Annotated in this window: 13 protein-coding genes; all 13 read left to right on the top strand. The window is 37.4% G+C overall.

All coding sequences use genetic code 11. From position 1 onward, the window contains the following. The first annotated feature begins 52 nt into the window (after positions 1-52). Complete coding sequence (locus KI369_RS03030) at positions 53-2,776, top strand: calcium-translocating P-type ATPase, SERCA-type (RefSeq protein ID WP_212955001.1); 2,724 nt, start codon at positions 53-55, stop codon at positions 2,774-2,776. A 99-nt stretch (positions 2,777-2,875) separates the two neighbouring features. Then, the gene (locus tag KI369_RS03025) at positions 2,876-3,751 is read left to right on the top strand and encodes a YicC/YloC family endoribonuclease (RefSeq protein WP_212955000.1); all 876 of its coding nucleotides are present in this window, start codon (positions 2,876-2,878) and stop codon (positions 3,749-3,751) included. A 67-nt stretch (positions 3,752-3,818) separates the two neighbouring features. After that, positions 3,819-4,082 carry an extracellular matrix/biofilm regulator RemA gene (remA, locus tag KI369_RS03020; RefSeq protein ID WP_001251456.1) on the top strand — a complete coding sequence of 88 codons (264 nt, stop codon included), beginning with the start codon at positions 3,819-3,821 and terminating at the stop codon, positions 4,080-4,082. A gap of 13 nt (positions 4,083-4,095) precedes the next feature. Continuing rightward, positions 4,096-4,713 carry a guanylate kinase gene (gene gmk, locus KI369_RS03015; RefSeq protein WP_001257740.1) on the top strand — a complete coding sequence of 206 codons (618 nt, stop codon included), beginning with the start codon at positions 4,096-4,098 and terminating at the stop codon, positions 4,711-4,713. Positions 4,714-4,715: 2 nt separating this feature from the next. Then, positions 4,716-4,928, top strand: coding sequence for a DNA-directed RNA polymerase subunit omega (rpoZ, locus tag KI369_RS03010; RefSeq protein ID WP_212954999.1), 213 nt, complete (start codon positions 4,716-4,718; stop codon positions 4,926-4,928). Positions 4,929-5,100: 172 nt separating this feature from the next. Further along, the gene (gene coaBC / locus KI369_RS03005) at positions 5,101-6,306 is read left to right on the top strand and encodes a bifunctional phosphopantothenoylcysteine decarboxylase/phosphopantothenate--cysteine ligase CoaBC (protein WP_212954998.1); all 1,206 of its coding nucleotides are present in this window, start codon (positions 5,101-5,103) and stop codon (positions 6,304-6,306) included. Continuing rightward, on the top strand, positions 6,303-8,708 hold the full coding sequence (gene priA, locus KI369_RS03000) for a primosomal protein N' (RefSeq protein WP_212954997.1): 2,406 nt from the start codon (positions 6,303-6,305) through the stop codon (positions 8,706-8,708). The genes coaBC and priA overlap by 4 nt, the downstream gene beginning before the upstream one ends. Before the next feature lie 11 nt (positions 8,709-8,719). After that, entirely contained in the window at positions 8,720-9,190 is a 471-nt protein-coding gene (gene def / locus KI369_RS02995; RefSeq protein ID WP_076539735.1) for a peptide deformylase, read from the top strand. 23 nt (positions 9,191-9,213) lie between these two features. Further along, positions 9,214-10,158, top strand: a complete 945-nt coding sequence (gene fmt, locus KI369_RS02990) for a methionyl-tRNA formyltransferase (RefSeq protein ID WP_000598791.1) — start codon at positions 9,214-9,216, stop codon at positions 10,156-10,158. After that, positions 10,155-11,489, top strand: coding sequence for a 16S rRNA (cytosine(967)-C(5))-methyltransferase RsmB (gene rsmB, locus KI369_RS02985; protein ID WP_212954996.1), 1,335 nt, complete (start codon positions 10,155-10,157; stop codon positions 11,487-11,489). Before fmt ends, rsmB begins: the two co-directional genes overlap by 4 nt. 4 nt (positions 11,490-11,493) lie before the next feature. Continuing rightward, positions 11,494-12,582 (top strand): dual-specificity RNA methyltransferase RlmN, encoded by a 1,089-nt coding sequence (gene rlmN, locus KI369_RS02980; protein WP_048530542.1) that lies wholly within the window; start codon positions 11,494-11,496, stop codon positions 12,580-12,582. 4 nt (positions 12,583-12,586) lie between these two features. Next, positions 12,587-13,339 carry a Stp1/IreP family PP2C-type Ser/Thr phosphatase gene (locus tag KI369_RS02975; protein ID WP_212954995.1) on the top strand — a complete coding sequence of 251 codons (753 nt, stop codon included), beginning with the start codon at positions 12,587-12,589 and terminating at the stop codon, positions 13,337-13,339. Between the two features lie 8 nt (positions 13,340-13,347). Continuing rightward, positions 13,348-15,321: a Stk1 family PASTA domain-containing Ser/Thr kinase gene (gene prkC / locus KI369_RS02970; protein ID WP_212954994.1), complete on the top strand. Its 1,974-nt coding sequence runs from the start codon at positions 13,348-13,350 to the stop codon at positions 15,319-15,321. The last annotated feature ends 174 nt before the right edge of the window (positions 15,322-15,495 follow it).

The following is a 15,495-nucleotide window of genomic DNA, read 5'->3' as shown; positions in this document are numbered from 1 at the left end:
GCTGAATAAGCTTTCAATAGAGTATGTCTGGAATTAGGAGGTCGATAGCGGGATGAACTGGTATGGAATGCGCGCACATGAAGTGGAAGAAAGAACGAATACGAATGTGAAGGTTGGACTTACAGAGAAAGAAGCAGAAGGGCGAATAAAAAAATTTGGTACAAATGAATTAGATGAAGCCAAAAGGCCTTCTGCACTGATGGTGTTTTTGGCGCAATTTAAAGATTTTATGGTACTTGTTTTATTTGGTGCAACGATAGTTTCGGCTTTTTTAGGTGAATACATTGATTCTATTGCGATTGTTGCAATTGTTATTATCAATGGTATTCTTGGCTTTTTTCAAGAAAGAAAGGCTGAAAAGTCACTGGAAGCTTTAAAAGAGCTAGCCGCCCCGCAAGTTACTGTACTGCGGAATGGAAAGTGGGTAAAGGCACCGTCTAAAGCACTCGTTTTAGGTGATGTTATTAAATTTTCTAGTGGTGATCGTATTGGGGCGGACGTACGTCTTGTTGAGGCATCGAGTTTATATATTGAAGAATCAGCTTTGACAGGAGAGTCAGTACCGGTGCAGAAGAAGGTAGAAGCTCTGCAGGGGCAAGATGTTTCAATTGGTGATCAAAAAAATATGGCTTTTATGGGTACGATGATTACACGAGGAGCTGGAACAGGGGTCGTTGTAGCAACTGGTATGAATACAGCGATGGGCCAAATTGCAAATATGTTGCAAAATGCAGAGCAAATGGAAACACCACTGCAAAGAAGATTAGAGCAACTTGGAAAAATATTAATTATTGTGGCTCTTATTTTGACAGCGCTCGTTGTATTAGCTGGTGTGTATCAAGGGAATGAAGTATATCATATGTTTTTAGCTGGCGTGTCGCTAGCTGTTGCTGCTATTCCAGAAGGGTTACCAGCAATCGTTACAGTAGCTTTATCGCTTGGTGTACAGCGTATGATAAAAAAGAGAGCAATTGTAAGGAAGTTACCAGCAGTAGAAACGTTAGGCTGCGCTTCTGTCATATGCTCTGATAAAACAGGAACAATGACGCAAAACAAAATGATGGTAACACATATGTGGTCAGGTGGAGAGTTATGGAAAGTGACGGGGCAAGGATACGAACCTAATGGATCTTTTATGAAAGGTGAAAAAGAAGTTGATCCAGCTAGGACAAAATCACTTTATCAATTACTTACATTTGGTTCATTATGTAACAATGCAAATATTATTCAAAAGAAAAAGGCGTATGTATTAGATGGAGATCCAACAGAAGGAGCGCTTGTAGCTGCAGCAATGAAAGCGGGGATAACGCGTGAGGCACTGAAAGGGAAATTTGAAATTATTCGTGAGTTTCCATTCGATTCAACTCGAAAAATGATGAGTGTTATTGTGAGAGATAGAGAGGGGAAAAAGTTTCTTGTTACGAAGGGAGCGCCAGACGTCCTCCTGCAAATGAGTCAAACGATTTTATGGGGGGATAAGCAACAACCGTTAAGTGAGTTATATAGAAAAGAAGTACAGGCGGCTATTCATAGCTTAGGTAGTCAAGCACTTCGAACAATTGCAGTTGCATTTAAGCCGTTAAAAGTAACAGATTCTATTGAACATGAAAGAGATGTTGAAAAAGATTTTATGTTGGTCGGGATACAGGGAATGATTGATCCGCCAAGACCAGAGGTAGAACAGGCTGTAAAAGAGTGCAGAGAAGCTGGTATTCGAACAGTGATGATTACAGGAGATCATAAAGTGACAGCAATGGCAATTGCGGAACAATTAGGGGTTTTACCACCTGGTGGACGTGTTGTTGAAGGAGTAGAACTCGCAAATATGGATGTAGAGGAACTAGAAAGTGTTGTAGAAGATACGTATGTATTTGCTCGAGTATCACCTGAACATAAATTAAAAATTGTTAAGGCGTTGCAAAATAAAGGGCATATAGTAGCGATGACAGGTGATGGAGTAAACGATGCTCCGGCTATAAAAACAGCAGATATTGGGATAGCGATGGGAATTACAGGGACAGACGTTGCGAAAGAAGCTTCTTCTCTTGTTTTGCTAGATGATAATTTTGCTACGATTAAATCAGCAATTAAAGAAGGTAGAAATATATACGAAAATATACGTAAGTTTATTCGTTATTTATTAGCATCGAACGTAGGAGAAATTTTAGTTATGTTATTTGCAATGTTACTTGCATTACCGCTGCCGATGGTTCCCATTCAAATTTTATGGGTGAACTTAGTTACTGACGGTTTACCGGCTATGGCATTAGGATTGGATAAGGCGGAAGGAGACGTGATGAAGAGAACGCCGCGTCATCCGAAAGAAGGGGTATTTGCTAGAGGGCTTGCATGGAAAATTATAAGTCGTGGCTTTTTAATTGGAGCAGTGACGTTAGTGGCGTTTATTATTGCATATAATCAACATCCAAATGAACTGAAATATGCACAAACTATAGCGTTTGCAACGTTGGTACTTGCTCAGCTGATTCATGTATTTGATTGCCGAAGTGAGCATTCTGTTTTCCACCGCAATCCGTTTGGAAATGTGTATTTAGTAGGAGCGGTTATCATTTCATTACTACTCATGCTCGTTGTTATATATTACCCACCGCTACAACCGATCTTTAGTACAATGCCAATACAAGCAAGAGATTGGTTGTTAATTGGAGGTTTGTCATCAATTCCGACCTTCTTATTAGTAGGTTCTTTATTAACGGGCAAAAAAGGGAAGAAGGAAAAGCCAGTATTATATAAGAAGGGATTAAACTTGAAATAGTCAATGATATGAAAATGTGATATAATTTACAGAAGGTAGTAGAGCCTTGTCTCTATTACCTTTTTCATTGAGTTATTTCATGGCTTGGATGTGATAAAAATGATTTGTAGTATGACAGGATTTGGAAGGTCAAAAGTAGAAAATGATACTTTTCAAATTACAGTAGAAATGAAATCGGTGAACCACCGTTTTTTAGAGATGAGTATTCGACTTCCGAAGCAAATGATGGTATTTGAAGACAAAATTCGTAAAATAATTGCACAGCAAGTTCGGCGTGGACGCATTGAAGTGTCTATTAGTATAACGGGTGAAGGGCTTGTTGAAAGAAAATTAAGTGTGAATTGGTCGCTTCTTGAGCAGTACCAATCGATTATGGAAGATATAAAAGGAAAATTTCAATTACAAGATTCTATTACACTTCAGCAATTAATGGCAATGCCAGAAGTAACAGCGATTGAAGAAGTAGAAAATGTAAATGAACAATTTGAGAACAGTTTATATGAGGCTGTTCGCCAAGCTGCTCATATGTTAAAAACGATGAGAGACGGCGAAGGAGAACGATTACATAAAGATATAGCGTATCGTTTACAAGAGATTCATAATTGTGTAAATGCAATTATTCCGCATGCACCGATTGTTACACAAAAATATCGTGAACGATTAGAAAATCGCTTAAAAGAATTACATAATCAAGAGCTAGATGAACAAAGATTGCTAACAGAAGTAGCAATCTTTGCAGAGCGTTGTGACATTCACGAAGAGTTAGTTCGTTTGCAAAGTCATTTAGAGCAATTTAGTGAAACACTGCAGATTGAAGAGCCTGTTGGAAGAAAAATGGATTTCATCGTGCAAGAGATGCATAGAGAAATTAATACGATTGGTTCTAAGGCAAATGACTTAACAATTTCAAAATATGTTGTAGAAATGAAAAATAACCTTGAAAAAATTCGTGAACAAGTACAAAATATTGAGTAGCTTTCAAAAAATATATAAAGTTATACGTGGTGGAGAAATCGGATAGACTTACTAGGAGGCGCAAACTATGGCCATGCGGTTTTTAAATATTGGATACGGAAATATTGTATCTGCTCATCGAATTATTGCTATTGTAAGTCCGGAGTCAGCTCCTATTAAACGAACAGTACAGGAAGCACGCGAACATAATGCTTTGCTTGATGCTACGTATGGGAGAAAAACAAGGGCGGTTATTGTTATGGATGATGGGCATGTGGTATTAAGTCCAATTCAGCCAGAGACGATTGCACATCGTTTAAATAATAAAGAAGATTTAAGTGAGGAAGGGTAGGTTTTACATATTTATGAGAAGTAGAAGAGGATTGCTCATCGTTCTTTCAGGACCTTCTGGGGTTGGTAAAGGAACGGTTCGAAAAGAGCTGTTTAGTCATGAGGATACACGTTTTCAGTACTCTATTTCAGTAACGACACGTAAGCCACGTGAAGGGGAAGTAGATGGTGTGGATTATTTCTTTAAAGAGAGAGAAGAATTTGAGGAAATGATTCGTAATGAAAAATTACTTGAGTGGGCTGAGTTCGTAGGTAATTATTACGGAACACCGATTGACTATGTTGAAAAAACATTACAAGAAGGAAAAGATGTATTCTTAGAAATTGAAGTGCAAGGAGCAATTCAAGTTAAGAAAGCTTTCCCAGAAGGTGTATTTATTTTCTTAGCACCTCCAAGTTTATCTGAACTAAAGAACCGAATTGTCGGCCGTGGTACGGAAACTGAAGATGTTATTGAAAATCGTTTAACGGTAGCGAAAGAAGAAATCGAAATGATGGACGCTTACGACTATGTTGTAGAAAACGATCAAGTTGAATTAGCTTGTGAAAGAATTAAAGCAATTGTGGTTGGTGAACATTGCCGCCGCGAAAGAGTAGCAAAATATTATAAAGAAATGACGGAGGGTCTATAATTATGTTAAATCCATCAATTGATTCATTATTAACAAAAATCGATTCTAAATATACACTTGTAACAGTAGCTGCAAAACGTGCGCGTGAAATGCAACTTGCGAACAACTGTGTTATTGAGCAACCTGTTTCTCATAAATGTGTAGGTAAATCATTAGAAGAAATCGATGCAGAAGTATTAAAATATGTACCAAGCGAAGACAAAATCGTCGATTAAGACATTCTTTTCGACAAATTAAAACATAGACTTTATAATTTTCTATGTAACGGTAACAACCTATTTACAAGTAGGTTGTTATTTTTTTACGATAGGGAAGACATATTGGTACTGATGAGCTGGGAATTCTGTTTCAGTATTATAAGTTTGAAAAAGAAAGAGGACGAGCCATATGCTAAAAGGGAAAAAGATACTTCTATGTGTAACAGGAGGCATTGCGGTCTTTAAAGCGGCTGCGTTAACGAGTAAATTGACACAAGCTGGTGCTATTGTAAAAGTAATGATGAGTGAGTCGGCAATGAAATTTGTTACGCCTCTTACATTTCAAGCACTTTCTCGCCATGACGTATATACAGATACATTCGATGAGAAAGACTCAGCTGTTATTGCACATATAGATTTAGCAGATTGGGCAGATGTAGTACTTGTTGCACCTGCTACTGCCAATTGTATTGGAAAGTTAGCTGGCGGTATTGCAGACGATATGATTACAACTACTTTGTTAGCTACTACAGCCCCGGTGTGGATTGCACCTGCTATGAATGTGCATATGTATGAAAACAAAATTGTTCAAAAAAACATGATGACGTTAAAAACGTTAGGATATACATTTATTGAGCCTGGAGAAGGTTTTTTAGCGTGTGGTTATGTAGCGAAAGGAAGACTAGAGGAACCTGAAGCAATTATTGCACGGTTAGAAGAGGCTTTTTCAGAACAAAAACCATTGCAAGGAACAAAAATATTAATAACTGCTGGTCCAACTCGTGAAAAGATTGATCCTGTGCGTTTTATGACCAATTTTTCTTCTGGGAAAATGGGATATGCAATTGCGGAAGTGGCAGCGAACTTAGGTGCTGATGTCATACTTGTTTCGGGACCGACAGCACTAAACCCGCCATTACATGTAAATACGGTACAAGTGGAATCTGCACAAGATATGTTAGAAGTAGTTTTGCAACATTATCAAAACGTAGATGTTGTCATTAAAACAGCAGCAGTTGCAGATTATCGTCCGAAATATGTTCATGATAATAAAATGAAAAAGAAAAATGGTGATGCTGTAATCGAACTTGAGAGAACAGTAGATATTTTAAAAACGTTAGGTGAGATGAAGGACAAACAGTTACTTATCGGATTTGCGGCTGAAACGACAAACGTAGAGGAATACGCAACAAAAAAATTACGTGAGAAAAATGCGAATATGATTGTTGCGAACGATGTAAAGGCGCAAGGAGCTGGATTTGGTACAGATACGAACATTGTAACAATGTATAGAAAAGATGGAAAAGTTATAGAGTTGCCACTTTTAACGAAGAAAGAGGTTGCTCGTGAAATATTCAAGCAAATTGAAATGATGTTAGAAGATGATCGTCTATGAAATTTGCAAGTGTAATTGTTGATGTACCTGCACGTCAGACAGATCGACCATTTGATTATATTATCCCTAAAAAATGGGAAGATATTGTCCAGATAGGCATGCGTGTAGTAGTTCCATTTGGCCCAAGGAAATTGCAAGGCTTTATTATTGGGATCAAAGATTCGGCTGAAGTAGAAAGTAAGAAGTTAAAGACAATCCATGAAATATTAGATGTAACACCGGTTTTAAACGAGGAATTATTAAAGCTTGGATATTGGCTTACAAGCGAAACGTTATGTTATATGATTTCAGCTTTTCAAGTTATGCTTCCAACGGCGATAAAAGCAACGTATAAAAAGCGTCTACAACTTCGTAAACAAGAAGAAGTAGCACCTGAACTACTGTTATTATTTCAGGACAAAGAAGCGATAGATTGGGAAGTTATTGAGGCGCAGCCACATCTATACCGCACGATTCAACAAGAAATTAAAAATGGCACGATTGAAGTTGTGTATCAGGTAAAAGATAAAGTGCAAAAGAAGAAACAAAGAGTTGTTCAACCGGAGTTACCAGAAGATAAATTGGAATTAGCAGCATTTGAACTGAAAAGTAAAAAACAACAAGATGTACTCTATTATTTTGTGGAAAATTATAAAAGTATGCCGTTGAAAGTGATAACAGAAGAGTTGCAAATAACAGATGCTCCGATTAAAGCACTTGTTAAAAAAGGGCTACTCTCAGAAAAGTATGTGGAAGTGTACCGAAATCCGTATGACGATGATGATTTTGAACAAACGAAACCATTCCCGCTTACGGAGGAACAACAGCAAGTTATTGCACCGATCTTATCATCAATTACAAATGAAACTTACAATCCATTTTTACTATATGGTGTTACAGGAAGCGGAAAAACAGAAGTATATTTACAATCTATAGCGGCGGTGCTCGAGAAAGGGAAAGAAGCTATTGTGCTTGTTCCTGAAATTGCACTAACGCCTCAAATGGTAGATCGTTTTAAAGGTAGATTTGGCTCGCAAGTTGCGGTTCTTCATAGTGCGCTGTCTGTTGGAGAAAAATATGATGAATGGCGTAAGATTTTAAGAAAAGAAGTGAAAGTTGTAGTTGGTGCACGTTCAGCTGTATTTGCTCCTTTTGAAAATTTAGGGATTATTATTATTGATGAGGAGCATGAATCGAGCTATAAGCAAGAAGATAATCCGAGGTATCATGCAAGGGATGTAGCTGTGTGGAGGGGACAGTATCATAAATGTCCTATCGTTCTTGGTAGTGCAACACCGACACTTGAATCGTTTGCAAGAGCGAAAAAAGGTGTGTATGAATTACTAACGATGGAAAAACGTATGAATGAACAAGCTTTACCGACAGTAGAGATTGTTGATATGCGTGAGGAACTTCGTGATGGGAATCGTTCTATGTTTTCGAAGGCACTGCATGAAAAAATAGCAGATCGATTAGAAAAGAAAGAACAGATGGTACTCTTTTTAAATAGAAGAGGTCATTCTACATTTGTTATGTGCCGTGATTGCGGGTATGTTGTACAATGTCCGCATTGTGATATCTCACTGACATATCATAAAATGAACCATCGTTTAAAATGTCATTATTGCAGTCACGAAGAGAATATGCCGACTGCGTGTCCTGCTTGTCAAAGTACATATATTCGTTTCTTTGGTACAGGGACACAAAAGGTAGAAGAAGAAATTACAAAACTATTTCCAGAGGCACGAGTCATTCGAATGGATGTAGATACGACAAGTCGCAAAGGAATGCATGAAAAATTATTAAAGGCATTCGGGGAAGAAAAAGCAGATATATTACTTGGAACACAAATGATTGCGAAAGGATTAGATTTTCCTAAAGTAACGCTTGTCGGGGTTTTAACAGCAGATACGATGCTTCACTTACCTGATTTTCGAGCGAGTGAAAAGACTTATCAGTTATTGACACAAGTAAGTGGACGAGCAGGCAGACATGAATTACCAGGGGAAGTTATAATTCAAACGTATACGCCAGAACATTACAGTATAGAGTTAGCAAAGAACCAACAATATGATGTGTTTTTTGATGAAGAAATGCAAATGAGACGAACAAGACAATATCCACCTTATTACTATGTTGTACTTGTAACGGTATCTCATCCAGAATTATTAAAGGCAGTGCAAGTGACGGAAAAAATTGTCGGTCATTTACGAGCGCACTGCACGCAGCAAACGATGGTGTTAGGACCAGTTGCTTCAGCAATTCCAAGGATAAAAGATAGATATCGTTATCAATGCATGATAAAATACAAACGGGAACCAAACTTAAAGAACGTGCTCAAAATGGTAAATGAACATTATCAAGCAGAAATGCAAAAAGAGCTACAAATCTCAATTGATTTTAATCCAACAATGTTAATGTAGCGGAGGGAAATATGGCAGTTTTAGAAATAGTAAAGCATCCAAATGAAGTGTTAGAAACACCATGTGAAAGAGTAATTAACTTTGATAAAAAGTTAGTGAAATTGTTGAAAGATATGCATGAAACAATGTTAATTGCGGACGGAGTCGGTTTAGCTGCACCTCAAGTAGGTGTAAGCTTGCAAGTGGCGGTAGTTGATATCGATGATGATACGGGGAAAATCGAGTTAATCAATCCATCGATACTAGAAAAACGTGGTGAACAAGTAGGTCCCGAAGGCTGTCTAAGCTTCCCGGGACTTTATGGTGAAGTGGAACGTGCGGAGTATATTAAAGTACGTGCACAAAATCGCCGAGGTAAAGTATTTTTACTAGAAGCAGAAGGATTTTTAGCGCGTGCAATTCAACATGAAATCGATCATTTACACGGTGTGTTATTTACATCGAAAGTGACAAGATATTATGAGGAAAACGAATTAGAATAGGTATTAAAAGGAGCGGTTTTTAAATGATAAAAGTAGTATTTATGGGAACACCGGACTTTTCAGTGCCGGTGCTTCGTCGTCTTATCGAAGATGGCTATGATGTAATTGGTGTAGTGACGCAACCCGATCGTCCGGTAGGTAGAAAAAAAGTATTAACACCTACACCTGTTAAAGTTGAAGCAGAAAAACATGGTATTCCGGTGTTACAGCCGTTAAGAATTCGTGAAAAAGACGAATATGAAAAAGTATTGGCATTAGAGCCAGATTTAATTGTAACAGCTGCGTTCGGTCAGATCGTACCAAATGAAATTTTAGAAGCACCGAAGTATGGATGTATAAACGTCCACGCTTCTTTACTTCCTGAACTTCGTGGTGGCGCACCAATCCATTATGCAATTATGGAAGGTAAAGAAAAAACGGGTATTACAATTATGTATATGGTAGAGAAATTGGATGCTGGTGATATCTTAACGCAAGTAGAAGTGGAAATTGAAGAGCGTGAAACGACAGGCTCTTTATTCGATAAGTTAAGCGAAGCAGGGGCGCACCTTCTATCTAAAACAGTACCTTTATTAATTCAAGGTAAGTTAGAACCAATTAAACAAAACGAAGAAGAAGTAACGTTTGCATATAATATAAAACGTGAGCAAGAGAAAATTGATTGGACAAAAACAGGTGAAGAAGTATACAATCACATTCGCGGATTGAATCCATGGCCAGTCGCTTATACAACTTTAGCAGGACAAGTTGTTAAAGTATGGTGGGGAGAAAAAGTACCTGTAACGAAATCAGCTGAAGCAGGTACGATTGTTGCGATCGAAGAAGATGGTTTTGTTGTAGCAACTGGTAATGAAACAGGTGTTAAAGTTACTGAATTACAACCTTCTGGTAAAAAGCGTATGAGTTGTTCTCAATTTTTACGTGGCACAAAACCTGAAATTGGAACGAAGTTAGGAGAAAATGCATGAGAAAAAATGTTCGTGAATTAGCTCTTGATGGTTTAATTCAAGTAGAAAAAAGTGGTGCATACAGTAACTTACTTTTAAATAATCTAATTGAAAAAAATGCAATTGATAGAAAAGATATTGGTTTATTAACTGAAATTGTATATGGAACGATTCAACGTCGTGACACTTTAGATTATTATTTACAGCCTTTTTTAAAAAAGAAAGTTGAGGCGTGGGTAAGAGTATTGCTTCGCTTATCTTTATATCAAATGATTTATTTAGACCGAGTGCCAGAAAGAGCGGCCATTCACGAAGCGGTCGAGATTGCAAAGCGTCGCGGGCATAAAGGGATTGCTGGGATGGTAAACGGTGTATTACGTTCGATTCAGAGAGAGGGGATACCTTCTTTAGATGAAATCAAGGATCCAGTAGAACGTTTGGCAATCACAACAAGTCATCCAATGTGGCTTGTTCAAGATTGGGCTTCTGAATATGGTTTAGAGACAGCAGAGAAAATGTGCGAAGTGAACATGTTACCACCTGTACCAACAGCGCGTGTAAATGTTGACAAAATAACAGTAGAAGAAGCAATTGAATTGTTGGCTAGTGAAGGGATAGAAGCAAAGCGCGGCGATTTATCAGAGGATGCAATTCAAATTGAAAGAGGGAATGTAGCGCATACAGATGCGTTCAAAAAAGGTTTTCTTTCTATTCAAGATGAAAGCTCTATGCTTGTAGCACGTGCTTTAGAACCGAATGAGGGAGATCTAGTTCTTGATAGTTGTGCTGCTCCGGGCGGAAAAACAACGCATATCGCAGAGCGACTAAAAGGAACTGGTCAAGTGATGTCTCTTGATTTGCATGCACACAAAGTACGTTTAATTAAACAACAAGCAGAGCGACTTGGTCTAGGAAATGTCGAAACAAAAGCACTAGATGCTAGAAAAGTACAAGAACAATTTGCGAATGAAACGTTTGATAAAATATTAGTAGATGCACCATGTTCTGGATTTGGTGTAATTAGACGCAAACCTGATATTAAGTTAGGTAAAGATAAAGGCGATAGTGAAAGATTATCGACGATTCAATTTGCGATACTAGAAAAAATAGCACCGTTATTAAAACAAGGTGGTCGCCTTGTTTATAGTACGTGCACAATTGAGAAAATAGAAAATGAACAAGTAATACAACGTTTTTTACAAGAGCATCCTGAATTTGAGTGGGATACTACGATAAAAGAGCGTATGCCAGAAAAACTAAATCCGTATATTGATGAAGGTCAAGTACAAATTTTACCGCATTATTTTGCAACAGATGGCTTTTATATTGCTTGTTTAAGGAAGAAGGTGTAGCATCGTGGAAACGACTGTGAGAAAACAAAAGAAAAATTTAGAAACGAAAAAACCATCAATTTACTCTTTACAACTTCATGAAATGCAAGAGTGGTTAAAGGAACAAGGAGAACCAAAGTTCCGTGCTGGACAAATTTTTGACTGGCTATATAAAAAACGTGTAAAAAATTATGAGGATATGTCAAACCTTTCTAAAGGATTGCGTGATAAATTGTCGAATTCCTTTGATATTACTACTTTAAACACGTTAGTAAAACAAACGTCTTCAGATGGAACAATTAAATTCTTATTCCAGTTATACGATGGATACTCTATTGAAACGGTATTAATGCGACATGAATATGGAAATTCCATTTGTGTAACAACACAAGTTGGTTGTCGAATTGGCTGTACGTTCTGTGCTTCGACACTTGGTGGTTTAAAACGAAACCTAGAAGCTGGAGAAATTGTAGCGCAAGTAGTAGAAGTTCAGCGTGCGCTTGATGAATCAGAAGAGCGTGTAAGTTCTCTTGTTGTTATGGGAATCGGAGAACCATTTGATAACTACGATAATTTAATGGGATTCTTACGCATCATTAACCATGAAAAAGGCCTTCATATTGGTGCGAGACATATGACAGTTTCAACGAGTGGAATTATCCCGAAAATTTATAAGTTCGCTGAAGAAGATCTACAAATTAATTTTGCGATTTCATTGCATGCTCCGAACTCAGAGTTACGTTCAAAATTAATGCCGATTAACCGTGCGTATAAGCTGCCTGATTTAATGGAAGCTATAAAATACTATGTAAATAGAACAGGGCGTCGTATTACTTTTGAATATGGATTGTTTGGAGGGGAAAATGACCAAGTTGAGCACGCTGAAGAGCTTGCTGCGCTCTTAAAAGGTGTAAAATGTCATGTGAACTTAATTCCGGTAAACTACGTACCTGAACGTGATTATGTACGTACACCACGTGAACAAATTTTCTTATTTGAAAAAACGTTAAAAGATCGTGGAGTGAATGTAACAATTCGCCGTGAACAAGGTCATGATATTGATGCAGCCTGCGGTCAGTTGCGTGCGAAGGAGCGTAAAGAAGAGACGAGGTGACGAGATGAAAGCCGTGTTTCTATCAGATAAAGGAAAAGTTCGTCAACATAATGAAGATAGTGCAGGAGTTTTTCACAATTTAGATGGAAATATTTTAGCGGTAGTAGCAGATGGAATGGGAGGTCATCGAGCTGGTGATGTAGCTAGCTCGATGACCATTCAATTATTCCATGATTATTGGAAGCAAACGCATAATATGAATGAGCCAAAAAAAGTAGAAGAGTGGTTACATACTAGTGTTGGGATTATTAATGAGCGTATATATGAGTACTCTAAGCAACATATAGAATGTAATGGCATGGGAACAACACTTATAATAGCGATCTGTACGCCAAACTTTGTGACAATAGGTCATATAGGAGATAGTCGTTGTTATATGGTATCAGAAGGGAAAATCTCACTTGTAACGGAAGATCACTCACTTGTAAATGAACTTGTGAGACATGGTGAAATTTCAAAAGAAGACGCAGAATATCACCCAAAAAAGAATGTTTTGTTAAGGGCATTAGGAACAGAAGAAAAAGTCGGATTAGATGTTAAAACATTGGTGCTTGAGGAAGATGATCAGTTACTTCTTTGCTCTGATGGATTATCTAACAAAGTTTCTATTGATGATATGCAACAAATTTTACAGTTAAATGAACAGCTTGAAACTAAGGGACAACGTCTCATTCAATTGGCGAATGATCGCGGTGGGGAAGATAATATCACCCTTGTTCTTATTGATTATGCGGGTTCGACAAACGAAAGTAGGTGAAGTGCAACGTGCTGATTGGAAAACGCTTAAATGACCGTTATAAGCTGCTGAAAATGATTGGTGGTGGTGGAATGGCCAATGTGTATTTAGCTCATGATGATATACTTGGCCGAGATGTAGCGGTAAAAATATTAAGACTCGACTATTCAAATAACGAAGAGTTTATTAAACGTTTCCATCGAGAAGCGCAGTCTGTTACAACGTTGTCGCATCCAAATATTGTGAATATGTATGATGTCGGAGAAGAAGATGGTATATATTATCTTGTAATGGAGTATGTACCAGGACAAACATTGAAGCAATACATAATTGAGCGAGGGATGTTACCTATAGGAGAAGCTCTTGATATTATGGAGCAGTTGACCTCCGCCATGGCACACGCCCATCATTTTGAAATTGTGCACCGTGATATTAAACCGCACAATATTTTAATTCGAGCAGATGGAGTAATAAAAGTAACAGATTTTGGAATTGCGACAGCTACAAGTGCAACAACAATTACACATACAAATTCGGTACTCGGTTCGGTACATTACTTATCACCAGAACAAGCACGCGGCGGGATAGCGAATAAACAATCAGATATTTATTCCCTAGGGATTGTTATGTTTGAGTTGTTAACAGGAAGACAACCGTTTTCTGGCGAATCTGCTGTTGCTATAGCTTTAAAACATTTACAAAGTGAAATTCCGTCTCCAAAAAGATGGAATGAAAATATTCCGCAAAGTGTCGAAAATATTATATTAAAGGCAACTGCGAAAGATCCGTTTCACCGATATCAATCTGCCAATGCGATGAAACGAGATATTGAAACGGCTCTATATCCAGAGAGGATAAATGAGCAACCATTTTACATACCAGAAGATATGGAAGCGACAAAAGCGATTCCCATTATTCAACAAGAGCAATTATTCGAAAGTGTAACTGATGAAACAATTGTTTTAAAAGGAAGTAAAGTGGATGACCAGACAAGAAAAGAAGAAACTAAATTAAATAAGAAGAAAAAACGAAGTAATAAATGGCTCAAAGTTTTAATTACGACATTTTTACTTTTAGCAATTGGAATAACGTTAGCGCTTACTGTTGTTCCGGGATTCTTTATTCCAAAAGATGTAAAGGTCCCTGATGTGGCTGGTATGAAGTATACGACAGCGGTAAATAAATTAGTTGAAAAGGGTTTTGAGGTTACGGAACCTAATATTGTATATACAGATGATGTTGAAGCTGGTGCTGTGATAAAAACAGACCCAGTGGCAGGAAGAGTCGTGAAAGAAAACTCTAAAATTACTATCTATCAATCAGGTGGGAAAAAGAAAAGTAAGATGAGTGATCTCACAGGAAAAGATTTTGAGAGTATAAGGAATGAATTAGAAGAAAAATATAAGCAAGTTACAATAAATTATATTGAAAATGATAGACCAAAAGGTGAAATCGTAGAACAAATTCCGACGCCGGATCAAATGGTAGTAGAGGCGGAACAAGAACTGAAAATTTGGGTAAGTAAAGGTCCTTATCAAATTAGACCAGGTGATTTTTCAGGATGGACTGAAAATAGCGTAAATGGTTATTTGAATGAGAGGAAACTAACTCCAGATATAAAACGAGAGTATTCCGATACTGTTGATAAAGGGCTTGTAATTTCGCAATCTCCAAAACCAGGAACGCCGTTAAAAGAAGGAGATAAAGTGACGATTATCATCTCAGAGGGTCCGAAGCCGAAAGTAACAAAAACAGTGAAAGTGGATAATATTTCTATTCCGTATGAGTCTTCTATAATAGGTGAGAAAAAACCGCAAACAATAGAGGTTTATAAAGAAGACATGCAACAAAAAATGGATAGACCAATTGAAACTAGAACAATTTCAGAGTCGGCAACTATTTCTTTAGAATTTGTAATTCAAGAAGGTACAAAAGGACACTATAAAATTGTACGAGATGGTGTAACCATTATCGACAAAGAAGTACCATACCCAACTCAATAATAGTGAATTCCGTTTTCTCTCTAGAGAGGATGGAATGTATTACTCTTGCCTGTTATGCTGTCTACATATAGTGGACTGTATAACAGGCAAAAATATATGATTCAAAAAGCTATAAAAGTGATACTGTTATAAATAATATGTTGAATTTGATGGTAGATTAAATATATTAACTTG

Origin of the sequence: Bacillus sanguinis (assembly GCF_018332475.1) — a bacterium.
Lineage (GTDB): Bacteria > Bacillota > Bacilli > Bacillales > Bacillaceae_G > Bacillus_A > Bacillus_A sanguinis.
Note: the sequence above shows the minus strand (reverse complement) of the source record. Positions and strands in the feature narration are given on the sequence as shown.